The organism is Burkholderia sp. KCJ3K979 (genome assembly GCF_016759955.1).
Classification (GTDB): domain Bacteria; phylum Pseudomonadota; class Gammaproteobacteria; order Burkholderiales; family Burkholderiaceae; genus Burkholderia; species Burkholderia orbicola.
In genome coordinates, this window is the sequence record NZ_JACFYV010000027.1 from 1 (window position 1) to 15,134 (window position 15,134).

At 63.5% G+C, this 15,134-nt stretch carries 10 protein-coding genes and 1 pseudogene; 3 read left to right on the plus strand and 8 right to left on the minus strand.

What is annotated here, in order from left to right:
- Together H3O04_RS09225 and H3O04_RS09230 are read right to left on the minus strand one after the other, a co-directional pair.
- A pseudogene (locus H3O04_RS09225) lies at positions 1 to 325 on the minus strand (biotin/lipoyl-binding protein); the annotation flags it as partial.
- A gap of 225 nt (positions 326 to 550) precedes the next feature.
- Complete coding sequence (locus H3O04_RS09230) at positions 551 to 1,432, minus strand: LysR family transcriptional regulator (protein ID WP_012337166.1); 882 nt, start codon at positions 1,430 to 1,432, stop codon at positions 551 to 553.
- A 596-nt stretch (positions 1,433 to 2,028) separates the two neighbouring features.
- Here H3O04_RS09230 and H3O04_RS09235 point away from each other — a divergent pair.
- Positions 2,029 to 3,003 (plus strand): AraC family transcriptional regulator, encoded by a 975-nt coding sequence (locus H3O04_RS09235; protein ID WP_202587543.1) that lies wholly within the window; start codon positions 2,029 to 2,031, stop codon positions 3,001 to 3,003.
- Positions 3,004 to 3,064: 61 nt separating this feature from the next.
- Here H3O04_RS09235 and H3O04_RS09240 read toward each other — a convergent pair whose 3' ends face one another.
- The 3 genes from H3O04_RS09240 to H3O04_RS09250 form a co-directional block, all read right to left on the minus strand.
- Entirely contained in the window at positions 3,065 to 4,036 is a 972-nt protein-coding gene (locus H3O04_RS09240) for a sulfonate ABC transporter substrate-binding protein (protein ID WP_202587544.1), read from the minus strand.
- Between the two features lie 272 nt (positions 4,037 to 4,308).
- Positions 4,309 to 5,259: a LysR family transcriptional regulator gene (locus tag H3O04_RS09245; RefSeq protein ID WP_006480990.1), complete on the minus strand. Its 951-nt coding sequence runs from the start codon at positions 5,257 to 5,259 to the stop codon at positions 4,309 to 4,311.
- Between the two features lie 300 nt (positions 5,260 to 5,559).
- The gene (locus tag H3O04_RS09250) at positions 5,560 to 6,858 is read right to left on the minus strand and encodes an adenylosuccinate synthase (protein ID WP_202587545.1); all 1,299 of its coding nucleotides are present in this window, start codon (positions 6,856 to 6,858) and stop codon (positions 5,560 to 5,562) included.
- Between the two features lie 140 nt (positions 6,859 to 6,998).
- On the opposite strand from H3O04_RS09250, the gene gcvA reads away from it, so the two are divergent.
- Positions 6,999 to 7,889 carry a transcriptional regulator GcvA gene (gene gcvA / locus H3O04_RS09255; protein WP_006480992.1) on the plus strand — a complete coding sequence of 297 codons (891 nt, stop codon included), beginning with the start codon at positions 6,999 to 7,001 and terminating at the stop codon, positions 7,887 to 7,889.
- Positions 7,890 to 8,054: 165 nt separating this feature from the next.
- Here the strand turns inward: gcvA and H3O04_RS09260 are convergent, their stop codons facing one another.
- Positions 8,055 to 8,417, minus strand: a complete 363-nt coding sequence (locus tag H3O04_RS09260; RefSeq protein ID WP_034175578.1) for a hypothetical protein — start codon at positions 8,415 to 8,417, stop codon at positions 8,055 to 8,057.
- Between the two features lie 2,391 nt (positions 8,418 to 10,808).
- Here H3O04_RS09260 and H3O04_RS09265 point away from each other — a divergent pair.
- Positions 10,809 to 12,125, plus strand: coding sequence for a replication initiation protein (locus H3O04_RS09265; protein WP_006480994.1), 1,317 nt, complete (start codon positions 10,809 to 10,811; stop codon positions 12,123 to 12,125).
- A 95-nt stretch (positions 12,126 to 12,220) separates the two neighbouring features.
- Here the strand turns inward: H3O04_RS09265 and H3O04_RS09270 are convergent, their stop codons facing one another.
- Together H3O04_RS09270 and H3O04_RS09275 are read right to left on the minus strand one after the other, a co-directional pair.
- Entirely contained in the window at positions 12,221 to 13,252 is a 1,032-nt protein-coding gene (locus tag H3O04_RS09270; RefSeq protein ID WP_202587546.1) for a ParB/RepB/Spo0J family partition protein, read from the minus strand.
- Positions 13,245 to 13,940 (minus strand): ParA family protein, encoded by a 696-nt coding sequence (locus H3O04_RS09275; protein WP_202587547.1) that lies wholly within the window; start codon positions 13,938 to 13,940, stop codon positions 13,245 to 13,247. Before H3O04_RS09275 ends, H3O04_RS09270 begins: the two co-directional genes overlap by 8 nt.
- Positions 13,941 to 15,134: the final 1,194 nt, after the last annotated feature.

Here is a 15,134-nt window from a genome sequence, read left to right on the forward strand (position 1 = left end):
GCGTCGCCTTCGCGCTGTTCAGGGCCGCGATGTACGGCGCCGGATCGATCTTGTAGAGGCGCTGACCGGCCTTGACGTCGGTGCCTTCGGTGAATTCACGGCGCAGCACGATGCCGTCGACCCGCGCGCGCACTTGCGCGACCAGGAACGCGCTGGTGCGGCCCGGCAGTTCGGTCACCGCCGGCACGGCTTGCGGCTGCACGGTGACGACGCCGACTTCCGGCGTTTGCGGCGGCGGTGCCGATTCTTTTTTCCCGCACGCGGCCAGGAAAACGGCGGCCGTTGCGGCAGTGATTAAGCGGTATGGAACCCGTTCGACGCGCATGGAGCGACCTCTCACAATTAGACGACCTTCAATGGGAATCACCAGATCTCCTCATGGCCCTGACGCGCGGCGGACCTGCAATGTCCTGTCCGCCGCGGATGCGGACGCGTGTTGCGGGTGTGCGTTGCACCCTGCGGAGCGTTCGTTTGCCGAACTGCTTCCGAAAAAGAACGGCGGGCCCGCGGGCCTTGGCGGGCGCGCGGTGCCGGGGGTTCGGCCAGACTGCTAGCGCGCGGGCCGGAATGCGGCGCCGGCGAATTCGATGAACGCGCGCGCGGCGGCCGGCAAACGCGCGGCACGCGCATGCGCGAGCTTCAGCGTGACGGGCGCGAGCGGGTGCAGTGGGGCCACGCGCACCAGCGTGCCGGCTGCCAGATCGGCATCGACGAGATATGCGGGCAGCACCGCGGCGCCCATGCCGGCCACGGCCAGCCGCCGCGCCATCTCGAGATGGCCGACGCCCGCATTACTGGTTGCCGCACCGGATCGCATCCCGGCCATGGGATCGTCGTCGGCCGCCGGCAGCTCCAGCCGCACGGCCGCGATGTCCGGCCAGTCGCCCGATGCCGCGGCGCCGCCGTGCGCGGCGACATAATCGGGCGCCGCGACCCGCACGGATTCGTACGCGGCCAGCGTATGCAGCGCGTGTGCGCCGGACACCGGCATGCCGTCCGTCAGGAACGCGACGTCGATGTCCTCGGCAGTCAGATCGACGTGGGCATCGGTCAGCGTCACGGTCGGCCGCACGTCCGGAAACCGGTGCACGAAACGATCGAGCAGCGCGCTCAACTGGCTGAGCCCGAACGCGACCGGCGCGGCCACGCGCAGTACGCCTTCCGGCTTGCTGCCCATCGCGACGAAACGACCGTCGATCTCGTCGATCGCACCGAGAATCCGCTCGACGCGCGCGAGATACAGCTCGCCGATTTCCGTCAGCGACTGATGGCTCGTACTGCGTTGAAGCAGGCGCGCGCCGAGGCGCGTCTCGAGCGCGTCGACCAGCCGGCTCGCCATCGCGGTAGACACGCGCAACCGCGTCGCCGCCCGGCGAAACCCACCTTCCCTTGCCACCGTCACGAATGCCCGAATCGATTGAAGTTGGTCCATTTGTCCGGATTCCCCTGCGCGGACGACTGCCCGTCTACCTGCACCCGACACCGCGCCGCAGCCGGCCCGCATCGGCCGGCCAATGCAGCGGCCCCGCCACCGGCTCAGCCGGGTCGGTCGGCACGCTCGCGACGAGCACGCGCCGGCTTGCAACGGGCGCAAACCGGCATCGGCAAGCCCGATGCACGATCGTTCAGTAGCAGTCCTGAGTCTTTTCCGGCGATTCGCGGCGGCGACGCACGCGGCAAGGCCGGCGGCGTCCGCGCATCACGCGGACGGTGTGGCCCGCATCATCCGGGCGAGCTGAATCGCATTTCCTTCAGCAGGTGCAATGGTAGGGAAACCGCTGGAAAATGGCTTGCCCGATCCTGCGATTGTTTTGCCTTAATTTCCGAATTTGTGCGCTGCACACCCTGCACCGACGGGCGACGCGGCCGCCGACCATGCAGGTCCGGATGATCGGGCTAATTTCGGACAGGTTTAGGCAATCCCGCGCGCTCGACTCGCCGTACGATGTGAGCGCCGTGCCATGCGCCTCGACAGGGGATCGCGGCCGCACGCATTGCATCGCTCACTCCGCCAACCGCTTACCCAACATGGAAATCGACGCCCGAACGCCGCCGCGCACCCCGCCGGATCACGATGCCCGGTGGCCCGCCCGGTCACTCACGGCCCGGCTCGCGGCGCTGATCGCCACGTACGCGCCGCACGACGGCATGTTCGACCTTCCGCTGCGCGGCATGCGCATCGCGCGCGCTTCCGCACCGTCGCCGCAGTGGAACCACGGTGTGCACCACGCGTGCCTGAGCCTCGTCGGGCAAGGCGCGAAATCGATGCGGGTCGGCGACGCTACCTACGGGATCGACGAATCGCGGATGCTGGTCGCCACCGCCGACCTGCCCGTGACCGGACGCGTGACGCGCGCGAACCCGGCCGAGCCGTTCCTTTACGCGCAACTCGAACTCGATCCGCGCCGCATCGCGGCGCTCACGCCGGTCGTCTTTCCGCACGGACTGCCGAAGGCGGTCGACTACGGCGCGCTCGACACGCTCGATGCGACGCCCGAAATCGTCGACGCCGTCGCGCGGCTGATGCAACTGATCGCACAACCGGACGACCTCGACCTGCTCGCACCGCTGATCGTCGACGAAATCCTCATCCGGCTGCTGCGCGGCCCGTCGGGCGCGCGCGTCGCGCAGATCGGCGACGCCGGTTCGACGACCCAGCGCATCTCGCGCGCCGTCGCATGGATTCGCGACCACTACCTCGATCCGATGGCGGTCGACGCGCTCGCGCGACAGGTGGAGATGAGCCCGTCGACCTTCCACCATCACTTCCGTGCGGTCACGTCGATGAGTCCGTTGCAATGCCAGAAGGTGCTGCGGCTGCAGGAGGCGCGCCGCCTGATGTGCCTGTCGGCGATGGATGCGCGGCAGGCGTGCCGAAGCGTCGGCTACGTGAGTGCGTCGCAGTTCAGCCGCGAATACGCCCGGCTGTTCGGCGACGCACCGGGCCGCGACGTCGCGAGGCTGCGCGGCGAAGCGGTGCCGCTGTCGCGGGTCGCGCCATGACCGGATTTCGCAAGCGAGGAAGTTGCTCGCCGCGCCCCCGATCGTCGGGCCGGCTACACGTTCACGCGAGCGAGGGCGGCGCAGCGAGGCTGACGTCGACGCGTTTCGGCAGGATGCCGGCCTGATAGAACACGTCCGCGATGCGCTGCTGGTACGCGAGCGTGTCGCGGGTGACGGGCTCGACGCCGAAGCGCGCGCGGCGAAACGCGAGCGCCACGGCCGGCTCCGGAATGCCCCACAGCTTCGAGAATTCGGCCGCGCCCTGCGCGCGGTTCGCGTCGAGCCAGCGCTGGACCGTCGCCAGTTCCGACACGACCGCATCGAGCACGTCGGCATTGTGCTGCGCGTACGTGCGCGATGCAAAGTAGTAGCTGCGGTTCTCGACGAGCCCCGTGCCATCCGCGACGATGCGCGCGCCGAATGCCTGCTGGACCACCGCGAGAAACGGATCCCAGATGATCCACGCATCGACCGAGCGGTTCTCGAACGCCGCTCGCGCATCGGACGGCGACAGCCAGACCGGCGTGACGTCGGTATAGCCGAGCTTCGCGGCCTGCAGCAGCCTGACCAGCAAGAAATGCGTATTCGATCCCTTCACCAGCGCGATGCGCTTGCCGCGCAGGTCGGCAAAGGTCTTGACCGGCGAATCCTTCGCGACGACCACGGCTTCGGCTGCCGGACCGGCCGGCGTCTGCGCGTAGTAGACGAGCGGCGCACCGGCCGCGAGTGCGAAGATCGGCGGCGCTTCGCCGACGTCGCCAAAATCGATCGATCCCGCGTTCAGCGCCTCGAGTTGCGGCGGGCCCGACGGGAACTCGGTCCACGTGACGTTCACGCCGAGTGTCGCGAGCTTGCCCTGCAGCGTGCCGCGCGCCTTCAGCAGGCTGAGCGGCCCTTTCTGATAACCGATGCGCAACGTCCGCGCGCCGGCCGCGCTGGCCAGCGCAAGGCCCGGGTGGGCGGCGGCGCCTGCCGCGATCGCCAGGCCGGCATGAATGAGCCGGCGGCGGATGCTGGAGTGTCGATCTGCCATGTCGTTTCGGGTTCGATGAAGTGGGCGCGCACGAAGCGCGCATGCGATGAAGCAGGTCGAACCGATTCTAAAAGGCGCCTACCGCTGGCCGAACCAACGATGTTCGATATCGAAAGCGGGCGTTTTCATAAAGGCATGCCGATGGCACGGGCATCGTTGACCGGAACGGTCCGCACACATTCCAGCGCCACTCGCTTTTAACAAAGGAGTGCAAACTATTTCCGTCAAGCCGTAAGACCGTGCGCGGCATTCACGCACCGACCCTGCCTGACTCAGGAATGATGGGAGGCGCAACAAGCGTTCAACGCAGCCTCGTCGGCGGCCAGCATCTCCGGCACGCATTCCCGCAGGAAATCGACGAACGTGCGGATCTTCGCATCGAGATACTGACGCGACGCATACAACGTGTAGACCGTCAGCTTCTGCAGCCGGTAATCGGGCAGCACACGCACCAGCGCGCCGCTCGCGAGCGCGGGCAACGCCGCCGACATCGGCAGGGAGCCGATCCCGAGCCCCGCGCGCAGCGCGGTGCCGAGCGCATCGGCGATATTCACCTGGAAATCCGGCAGCGGCAGTTCGACCGTTTCGCGGCCGTTCGGGCCATCGAGATGCCAGCGGTCGCGCGGAAAGAGCGGCGTGACGAGCCGCAGGCACGCATGCCCGGCGAGATCGCTCACCGTGCGCGGCGTGCCGCGCGCCTTCAGATAGGCAGGCGACGCGCACAGCACGCTGCCCACGTCACCGAGCCGCTGCGACACCAGCCCGGAATCGGGCAGCTCCGTCGTGCTCAGCTGCAGCGACACGTCGTAGCCTTCGTCGATGATGTCGGGCACGTGCTGCGACAGCGTCAGCTCGACCGCCACCGACGGATAGCGTTCGCGGTAACGCACGACCGCGGGCATCACGTAGGACTGGCCGAAACTCGTCGTCGCGTGAACGTGCAGCCGTCCGGACGGCTTCGCCTGTGCATCGGCCGCCTCGGCTTCCGCTTCGTCGATATAGCCGAGGATGCGCTGGCAGCGGTCGAGATAGCGTTGCCCGGCGTCGGTCAGCGCGATACGGCGCGTGCTGCGGTTGAGCAGGCGCGTGCGCAGATGCGTTTCCAGTTGCGCGACCGAGCGCGACGCGTAGGCCGTCGTGATGTCCAGGCGCTGGGCCGCGCTCGTGAAGCTGCCCTCCTCCGCGACCCGGACGAAAATGCGCATCATCTGTAACGTATCCATCGACCTGCCCCCGGGATTGTCACGTCGCACCGCCGTGCGGCCAGGGGGCCGGCGGCGCCGGCACGAGCCGGTCTGGCGCGAATTGTGCGGAACAGTACAGCAGCGTTGCAGGCGTGTCCAGTTCGCCGTATGCGGCACGATCCGGATGCCGAATCGCGCTGCCGAGCCGTTCGTCGCGCGTCATCCGGGCCGGTCGTCCATCCGTACCGAGTGGGTCGACGAACCAACGGGAACGGTCGGCAAAAACGACCGGCCGACCACGATACCGCGCGTCGATCGACGCTCTTCGCGTCTCGCGCGTTACGCGGCGGCGACCGCATCGAACGGCTTGCGCAACACGATCGTGTCGTCGCGCTCCGCGCCGGTCGTGATCATCGAAACCGGCGCGCCCGCCACGGCTTCGATGCGCGCAATGAAATCCTGCGCGGCGCGCGGCAGCGCCGCCCGCTCGCGCACGCCCTTCACGGAGCCTTGCCAGCCTTCGAACCGTTCGTAGAGCGGCTTCGCGCGCGACTGCGCATCGAGGCTCGCGGGCAGATGATCGACGCGCGCGCCGTCGAATTCGTAACCGACGCACAGCGCGATCGACTCGAAGCCGTCGAGCACGTCGAGCTTGGTGAGCGCCAGCGAATCGATGCCGGAGATCCTGACGGCCTGGCGCAGTTGCGCGGCGTCGAGCCATCCGCAGCGTCGCGGCCGGCCGGTATTCACGCCGAACTCCTGTCCGCGCGCACGCAGCGTTTCGCCGGTGGCGTCGGTCAGCTCGGTGAGGAACGGGCCGCCGCCGACCCGCGTCGCATACGCCTTCGTGACACCCAGCACGTGGCCGAGCTTCGCCGCACCGAGCCCGGTGCCGGCCGCCGCGGCCGAGGCCACGGTGCCCGACGACGTCACGAACGGGTACGTGCCCCAGTCGATGTCCAGCATCACGGCCTGCGAGCCCTCGAACAGAATGCGCGCGCCGCGATCGGTCGCGTCGTTGAGGTCGGCCCAGACCGGACGCACGAACGGCAGGATCTTCGGTGCGAGCGCGACCAGCGTCGCGAGCATCGCGTCGCGATCGTACTCGTCGAGCCCCAGGCCGCGGAACCACGCGTTGTGATGGTCGACGAGCACGTCCAGTTTGGCGGCGAGTCCGTCCGGTTCCGCGAGATCACCGACGCGCAGCCCGCGACGCCCGACCTTGTCCTCGTAGGCCGGCCCGATCCCGCGCAGCGTGGTGCCGATCGGTTCGCGGCGCAAACGCTCCTGCGCCTCATCGATCGCACGGTGAATCGGCAGCACCAGCGTCGCGTTCTCGGCAACCGACAGGTTGTCCGGCGTCACCGACAGCCCGAGCTCGGCCATCCGCCCGATTTCCGCGAGCAGCGCTTCGGGGTCGAGCGCCACGCCGTTGCCGATCACGCCACGCTTGCCGCGCACGATGCCGCTCGGCAGCAGCGCGAGCTTGTACGTGTTGCCGCCGACGACCAGCGTGTGGCCCGCGTTGTGGCCGCCGTTGTAGCGTGCGACGAGATCGGCCTGCGCCGCCAGCCAGTCCACGACGCGCCCCTTGCCTTCGTCGCCCCATTGGGCGCCCACTACCACCACGTTCGGCATGCTCCGTACTCCATGTGAGAAATTCAGACACTGGTTCGGCCAGGTCGGCCGTTTGTGTGCCATATTGGCGGAGCCGGATCACCCGATCAAACGATTAAACCTGAACCATCGTGTGAGTAAATTTCACGCGAAACGATGCAATGGCCCGACGACTCCCTCCGTTGAATTCGCTGCGCGCATTCGAAGCCGCCGCGCGGCTCGGCAGCTTCACGCTGGCCGCGGACGAGCTGTGCGTGACGCACGGCGCGATCAGCCGGCATGTGCAGCAACTGGAAGCATGGCTTGGCCGGCCGCTGTTCGAACGCCACAACCGGCGCGTCGAACTGACCGCGGCCGGCCGCGCGTACCTCGCCGAGGTCGGCGCTTCGTTCGACCGGATCGCGCTCGCCACCGCACAGCATTTCGGCCACGCACAGCAGCGCGTGCTGCGCGTCAGCGCGCCCGCGACGTTCTCGCTGCGCTGGCTCGTCCCGAAGCTGTCGTCGTTCCAGGTCGCGCATCCGGCCATCGAGGTGCGGCTGTCGACGTCGAACGAGCCGATCGACAAGTTGCGCGACAAGGTCGACCTGATCGTTCGCGGCGGCCCGCAGGCCATCGACGGGTACGTCGCGGAGGAATTCCTGTCCGAAGTCCGGCTGCCGGTGTGTGCGCCGAAGTTGCTGGAGGGCCGGTCGCTGGATACACCCGCCGATCTCGCCGGCTTCACGCTGCTGCACGCGGCAACCTATCCGGGCATGTGGCCGGAGTGGCTCGCGGCGGCCGGGCATCCGAACCTCGTGCCGCGGCACTCGCTCACCCTCGAGCATTTCTACCTGACGCTGCAAGGCGCGCTCGACGGGCTCGGCGTCGCGATGGGGCCGATCGCGCTCGTCGCCGACGACATCGCCGAAGGCCGGCTCGTGCAGCCGTTCAGCGAACCGGCGCTGCCGCCATGGCGCTACTTCACGTATGTGGCGTCCGCACGGGCGGACGATGACGCCGTACGCGCGTTCAAGGACTGGCTGAAGGCAACGGGAAGGGCGACTGTGTAGGGTGGGTGGCGCTCGCCCCTGCCTGCGTGTCGTACATTTTCAAGATGAGCAGGACTCCAAATCAAATTGGATAAACCTGCGGAACGTGTTTGCCTTCGTGCATCGCATGATCGCGACGCACGCGGCAAGCCGCGGATGGGGCCGTGGCTTGCCGCCGGACAACGCTTACTGGCTGGCTGCGCCGGCCTTCTTCTCCGCGTTCTGCAGGTTCTGCGGATAGTTCGGATCATTGGCCGCCGGCTTGTAACCGGCGTCTTCGAGTTTCTTCAGCTCGGCGGTGTTCTTCGCACGCGCGGCCTTGTGTTCGGCCTTGCGTTTGGCCCTGGCCGCCTTGCGCGCTTCGCTCTTCGCGGCCTTGGCGTCCTGTGCAGCCTGTGCAGCCGGTGCGCTGGCGGTTTCCTGCGCAAAAGCCGGAACAGCCGAGCCGAACAGGAAAGCGGCTGCGGTAGCAGCCAGCGTGAGTTTTCTGATCTGGATTCGCATCGCTGAACTCTCTTTTTTGATGACCATCACGGTTTGAAAAACCATCGAGATACCGCCCCTGCCCTGATCGGTCGTCATGTCGCGATCAGGACCTGTGCATCATAACCGTGTCGCAAGAATTGTGGCGTCAACGTGCTGACGGAATTGGGGATATACGTATGGGAGACAACGTGGGTCCTGCGCTCGATGACGGGAATCGCGGTACGCGATACGGCGCGAGGCCCCGATGGCTGTTTCACGGGTGGTGATACCGATACGCTGATACACGATGTGAGTATCGTCGTGCTTGCGCGATCACCGCAGCGGCAGTCTGTCCACACGTCACGTCATCGTTCGATGCGGCTCGAGCGACGGTTCCTCCCATAAACGACCACGATTCGCTTCGTCGACGAGCAAGACGATTACGTTGCGTCGTTTCGGCGTGCGGCGATTCGTCCGGCAACCGTTGCCACCTCGTGATGCAAAAGGTTACCTGTGGAGACAAGGCTCTCTGTCGATGGACAGGTCTGACGAAAAAGGCCGGCTAGTGCGAGCGGTGAAGACGTCGGCTCGATTGGTTGCACGCATGCGCTACAACCCGACATGAGCGATCAGCGCGCGTCCGGTGGAGATACATATGGAGCGAAGGCTTGTCCGTCGATGCGGCCGTGCTTGCCGACGCGTCGGGCGTCACATATCGATGCCGATCGTTTCTTGTTTGCTCCCATCGAGAGTGCCTTATGTGGACGGAGCGGCGATCTGCACAGCTTGCTTATACCTGTACCTTATCCGATCGGTGAGCTTTTCCGGGATTCCGCTTCGGGGGAAAGGTGAGCAGGTTCGGGAGCATCGTGGAAATCGGTTGCGGTGAGCTTCGGCACCGACGGCATCTTCACGTTGGGTGGCAACGATATCGATGAAGTGTGCCAAGTCGTCCCAAGGGGCACACTGTGCGATGGCTTTTCGGCATCCGGTCTGCTTTTCGGGCCGTGGTATGAGTCCCTCGTTGCCTGCAGCGGCCACAGCAAAACTTCCCGGCCGTGGTTTAAAGGTAGAAAAACAGACGGGGCGTGGGGATGAAAAACAGCCCGGCGCGGATTCCTCCGGGCACAGTCCACAGGCTAAATTTGGCGAGCAGCGTCACAGGCGATCGACAATAATTTGTCCGTAGACGAGGCCGTGCGAGTACAAAAAACCATTCGCGGGCAGTCCCGGATGATTTCGAACTGCTGTGAAGGAAAGCGAACGATCCGTTCGGCTGGTCGATCACAGGCGGCAGGAGGGTCACGCGGCCCGTTTTCGGGTCCCATAAACGGGAACCTCTACGTCGAATCCAGGGATTTCCTCCCATAAGTTTCTACGTTTCGGTGCTTGTGAGTGGGTACTCACCTCCTCGGAATGCCTTGCCACGCCTGAAGCCTTTCAGGAACGGCGGGTCAAACAGGGCCAAAGGGAGCGTGGAGGGGAAATCTGGGCGGTTGGCTTCCCATAGACGACTCCCATTGGTAGCGGTTTATGGGGTTCGTCTTTCTGTGCAAGCATACGTGTGTTTACATCTTTGGTAAACCACGTTTACTTCTTTAACTACTTTTAGACGGCTCACAGCCTTGCCTGGCATGGGTTTGAGCGGTGTTCGGTACCCATTTATGGGAGCACAGGTGGAAGGGTTTGGGGCTTCAGGTCTGTGGATTTGGGGTTTGGGGTACCGGGTTGTGGGAAATCAGGGTTGTGGATATGGGGCGAACGTATCCGGTTATGGGAAATCGACCGTCAATCGCGTGAGGTAGTCGTCTATGGGAACGCATGGAGGTAGCCTTTTATGGGGCGCTTTTTTGCGTCGATAGTCGAATCGATGCACAGAGATTTTCTTCGGGTAGCCGGTTATGGGGCATTTCAAAGGTACCCATGTATGGGAGCTGGTTTCGATCGATTCGCTGTCCTTCGCTCAACAGTCCTATAAAGCTTTCCCATAGACAGGAGCGGGGCTCCGGACAGGTTACCTTTTATGGGGAAATCGGAAGGTTGCCTTTTATGGGAGCGATTTCTCCCTTCGGGCCGGAAAGCAATGCGGTTGACGACGCTGACAGGTACCCTCGTATGGGAACCGACAAAGGTAGCAAGTTATGGGAGAAATCGCGGCCGTATTGCAGGGCACCACGTATCCCTCTTGCGATCTCGATTCCATTCGTTTTCCCCCATGGATGGGTACCTTCGTGGTGGCAAATCTTGTGCCGGGTTTCGCGACGCGGGCGGGAAAGGTAGCGGCTTTTGGGAGGAATTTTGATCAACAGGTAGACGGATATGGGGCTCGGCGCAAATCGTTGAAACAAGGTTTTTCCTTCCATATCTGATACTTAGACAAGATAGTGAAAGTGATGCTAGAGCAAGGACGTTGCTCCGTGGCGCGAAAAGGTATAAAGTCCGCTCTCAATAAGGCAACCTTACCCGGACACCACGATGCCGCGCAAGCCCGCAAGCAAAGGCTCAGACAAACAGGTTTCGCTGTTTCAGACCCCCGAGCCGCCCGACTTGCTGCGCAAGGCGGTCCAGGCGATTCATATCGCGCCGAAGTCCGGCAAGATCGGTCTGCAGCAGCGCAAGATGTTCAGCTCGCTGATCAAGAACGCGCTTCGGCAGGAGGCGTTCGAACCGGGCCGAACGAGCTTCTCGATTTCGATCGCGTCGCTGTCGCACGAGAGCGGGCTGAACAGCAACAACACGAAGTACGTGAAGGACACGGTCAACTCGTTGATCAGTACCGTCGTCAACTGGGACTACCTGGCCGCGGACCGTTCGACGGTCTGGAAAGCGTCGGGCCTGCTCGCCGGCGCGGAGCTCGAGCAATCGGTGCTGAAGTACAGCTTCTCCGACCAGATTCGCAGCGAACTGCTCAATCCCGAAATCTACGCGCTGATCGATATGCGGATCGCCCGCGAGTTCCGGCGGTCGCATTCGCTCGCGCTGTGGGAAAACACGGTGCGTTACGAGGGGATCGGCATCACCGCGAAGATTCCGTTGCCGAAATTCCGTGACCTCATTCTCGGCCAGGACAAGGCGTCGCAGTCGTACAAGGAATACAAGCTGTTCAAGAGCAAGGTCCTGGTGCCGTGCATCCAGGAGGTGAACGAAGTATCGGACCACACGCTCGAGCTGATCGAACACAAATCCGGCCGCAGCGTGGAAGCCGTGCAGTTCAAGGTGACGCGCAAGCAGAGCACCGATACGGTCGAAGACGGCGACGTCAAGAACGAAGCGCTGGTCGAGGAGGTCGCGAAGTTCGGCATTCCGCGCTCGGAAGCGCGCCGGTTGATCACGCAATACGGCGTGCAGCGCATCAAGGCGGCGATCGCCTATACGCTCAATCGGACTACGAAGAAGAATGCGACGCCGGTCGACAACGTCGCCGCGTACTTCCGCAAGGCGCTGACGCACGGCTACACGTTGGCCGATGGGCAGGGAACCGAGGCGGCTGCACCGGCGAAGGAATCCGCGCAGAGTAAGCAGGAACAGATTCGCGACAAGTATCTGGCGGCGAAGGTCGAGGAAGCCGGCGCGTATTTCCGCGAACTGGAGATCGACGACCAGACCAAGCTGATCGAGCGTTACAACGAGACGGTGGCGGGTTCGAAGGACCTGACGCTGTCGCCGAAGAAGAAGGCGAGCAAGCTGGCGCAAACCAGTTTCTTCCGGTGGCTGGCGCTCGATACGTGGGGCGAGCCGACCTCGGACGACCTGCTGGAATTCCTGCTCAAAAGCAGTCTCGCAGGCAACTGAACGAGGCCTCGCCGTTGTGCGCACCATGCGCCGGACCATGTCGCGGTCGGGCTTGACGGCGCAGCGCGAAGGCGAGGCCTTTTGCCGCTAGCGCGTTACTTCGACGGGGCCGTGGCCAGCTCCGCGACGTACGCGTCGATGACGGTCTTGAGCTTGTCGGCAAGCGCTTCCTGGTGGGATGCGTCGACGCCCTTGAGCTGCAGGTCCAGACGCCCGTCCGGATACGTCTTCAACTGGCCGATCGCGCGCGATTCGAGCGCGAAATCATGACGAACGCTATAGCGCGTACGCCCGGCCTTCTTGGTGCCGTCACTCTGCGCACGCAGGAAATTCTCGAGATCGCGGACGGATTTTTTCCGGTCGATCACGGCCGTCAGCAGCCGATCGGCCGTCGCCTCGCCGAGGCGTTCGAAGATCAGTTTCAGGAAGTACGCAGCCTGCAGACCGACCACGTCGTTCGCACTGGCCATCCGCTCCAGCAGCGTGTTCGGCAGCGCGTTGAGCGACAGCGTCTTGCTGATCGAGGCCTTGTCCTTGCCGATTTTCTCCGCCAGCGTGTTCTGGTCGGAAAAGACCTTCTCGTCCAGGAGACGTTTCCACGCGATCGCATCATCGAAGATCGTCTGGCGTTCGTGGTCGTGGTTCGCCCGATACGCGATCGTGTAGAGCTGCTCGGGCGTGTGATCGGTGCGGAACGTCGCATTAATCGTTTCGTCGCCGTTAATGCTCGTCGCGCGCAGCCGGCGTTGTCCGTCGATTACGACGAGCTTGCCGGGGAACTCGGGAAGCCGCGTGACCTTGATCGGCTCGATCTGCCCTTCTCGTTTCAACGTCAGCGCGAGCTCGTGCAGGCTCGATTCCGAGTAGAACACGCGCGGGTTGAACGGGTTCGGGATGCAGTCCTTGACCAGCACCTTCTGCGGCGCGCCAAGCTCGGGCGTACCGGCGGGCGCGGTTCCGGCCGGGCCACTGGCAGGCGCCGTGTCGACGACGGCGGCCGGTGCGGCCGCCGGCTCGGGCAGCCGCGTTTCGAGCGCCGCATTTTCCTGCGCGAGTCCGCGCAACAGGCCGGCTGCGAGATGCAGGTTGCCGGTCGGTTTCTTGTCTTTCGAGGAGTCCTTAGCCATGGGCGGCTCCGGTAGCGCGCGTCGACGCGATGTATTGGGCCATTTCCGTGACCAGCTTTTCGATTTCCGCGCGGGCTTCCTTCAGGCCCTTCAGGTATCGATTGTGGTGATGGATCGTGGTGCCGAGCGCGAACGTCTGACGATAGACCTCGCGTTGCGCGATCTGGCTGTCGAGCAGATGCTCCCCTATTTCTTCAGCCCGTAGAATTTTTAAAATTTCTTCACGCATTTTAGTTTTTCCATTGACGCTATTCAGCATTAATGCGGAAGAAAGTTGAGGATTTCGAACGGCGCGCATCGATTCGATCATGCGGATCATCGCGACCGTGCTGTACAGATCGGCCGGCGATGGCGAAAGCGGCACCAGGCAGAAGTCGGCCACTTCCAGGACGGATGCGATACGCGGATCTTCGAGGTTGCCGGGGCAGTCGACGACGATCACATCAAAGTTCGCGTCCTGCTTCTTGATCTCGCCCCCGATGCCGCGGCCGGCGGGAGCCAGCGAAAGGACCGTCATCGGCAGCGTGTTCTCGCCGCTCGTGACCCAACGGACGGAAGTGCCCTGAGGGTCGGCATCGATCAACGCGCCTTTGTTGCCGCCGGCTTCGAACGCAGCCGCGATGTTGACGGAGATGGTCGTCTTTCCCGTCCCACCTTTTTGATTACTGACGGCGATCTTGAAAGCCATTAAATCCCTCCAAGGAGTTTTGCGTAATATATGCAGTTATTACCGAAATGTCCAGAAAAGTGTTCGATGGAGTGAATATCTTTTGATCTCCGCGGTTGTTACGTGACAAATAGGCCGAACGGCCAAGGCGTCATTTACGCGTATTGACTAAAAAAATACAAAATAACCAATCACGGCTGCACGAACGCGCAGCGAACGCGGGCAAATTCAGCTGGCGTTGAACATCGACGATGAAACCGTTGCGTGGAGAATTGATGTCTCGTCGCACTTGGTCTCATACGGAATTCGATACGAACCCGAGACGACGATGTTGCGCGGTCTCGAGGAAGAAGCCGGTTGTCACGTGACAAGTCTCCGGGCATTGATTGCTTCGAGGTCTGGCCATATCGAGCGAAAGTTCTCGATGCGATTGCGACGTGGGCTGCGGAAGAATCGCTTCATTTCAATTACAGAGGTGCTTCACATAATCCTGACGTACGTCTATCCGGCGATGAGACGGGTTGTCACGTGACAAACACATTCAAGCGCGCCTCCCAGGAGCAACCTTTCGATCGTCAAGACGTAGTCGTGATTGCCGATGCCCGGTGCGTAGCTGGCATGTTGCTCAGGAAGAAAGCCGGTGGGGATATTTCTGGTCCCGCCGGCTCGTGGGTGAGTCGCCGGTTGTCACGTGACAACGGGAGCGGGCGCCTGAAAGCTCGGGCAACGGATGGCTATATGGGAGCGGAGTATCCCGGGGAGGCGTTGCAAGGCGCGTCTGGGGTGGCGCGGTACGAACTGTGTAGTCAGCAGCTTGATTCCCTTATCTTCGTGTGTACGCTCGGGGTGCTGGCGCAACGCGCTGAGCGATTGCTGCGCATGTTCGTGCGGGATATAGGGATGACTATGATGTGTCCCTATTTATAGAGAGTACGAAACCCTGCATTGCCGCTCGCATGGGCCAATAGGGCAGGGGGCTGGTTTCGTAGCGAATATCAGATTTCCGCGCTGGAGGGCCCCGATATGCAGGGAGATTCATGCAATCTGGGTCACTATTGGCGTCGAATCCATGTGTTGGCGACGTGTAGCAACGCGAACGGGTCGGTTCGTGAAACATTTTCCGAAAATCGACGCTTGCCAGAAATCCTTGTGTGGCAATGGTTTGCGCCATATTCTTCATGCTGTTTCACGGCAAATGAGCTTGGTGATGCCCGG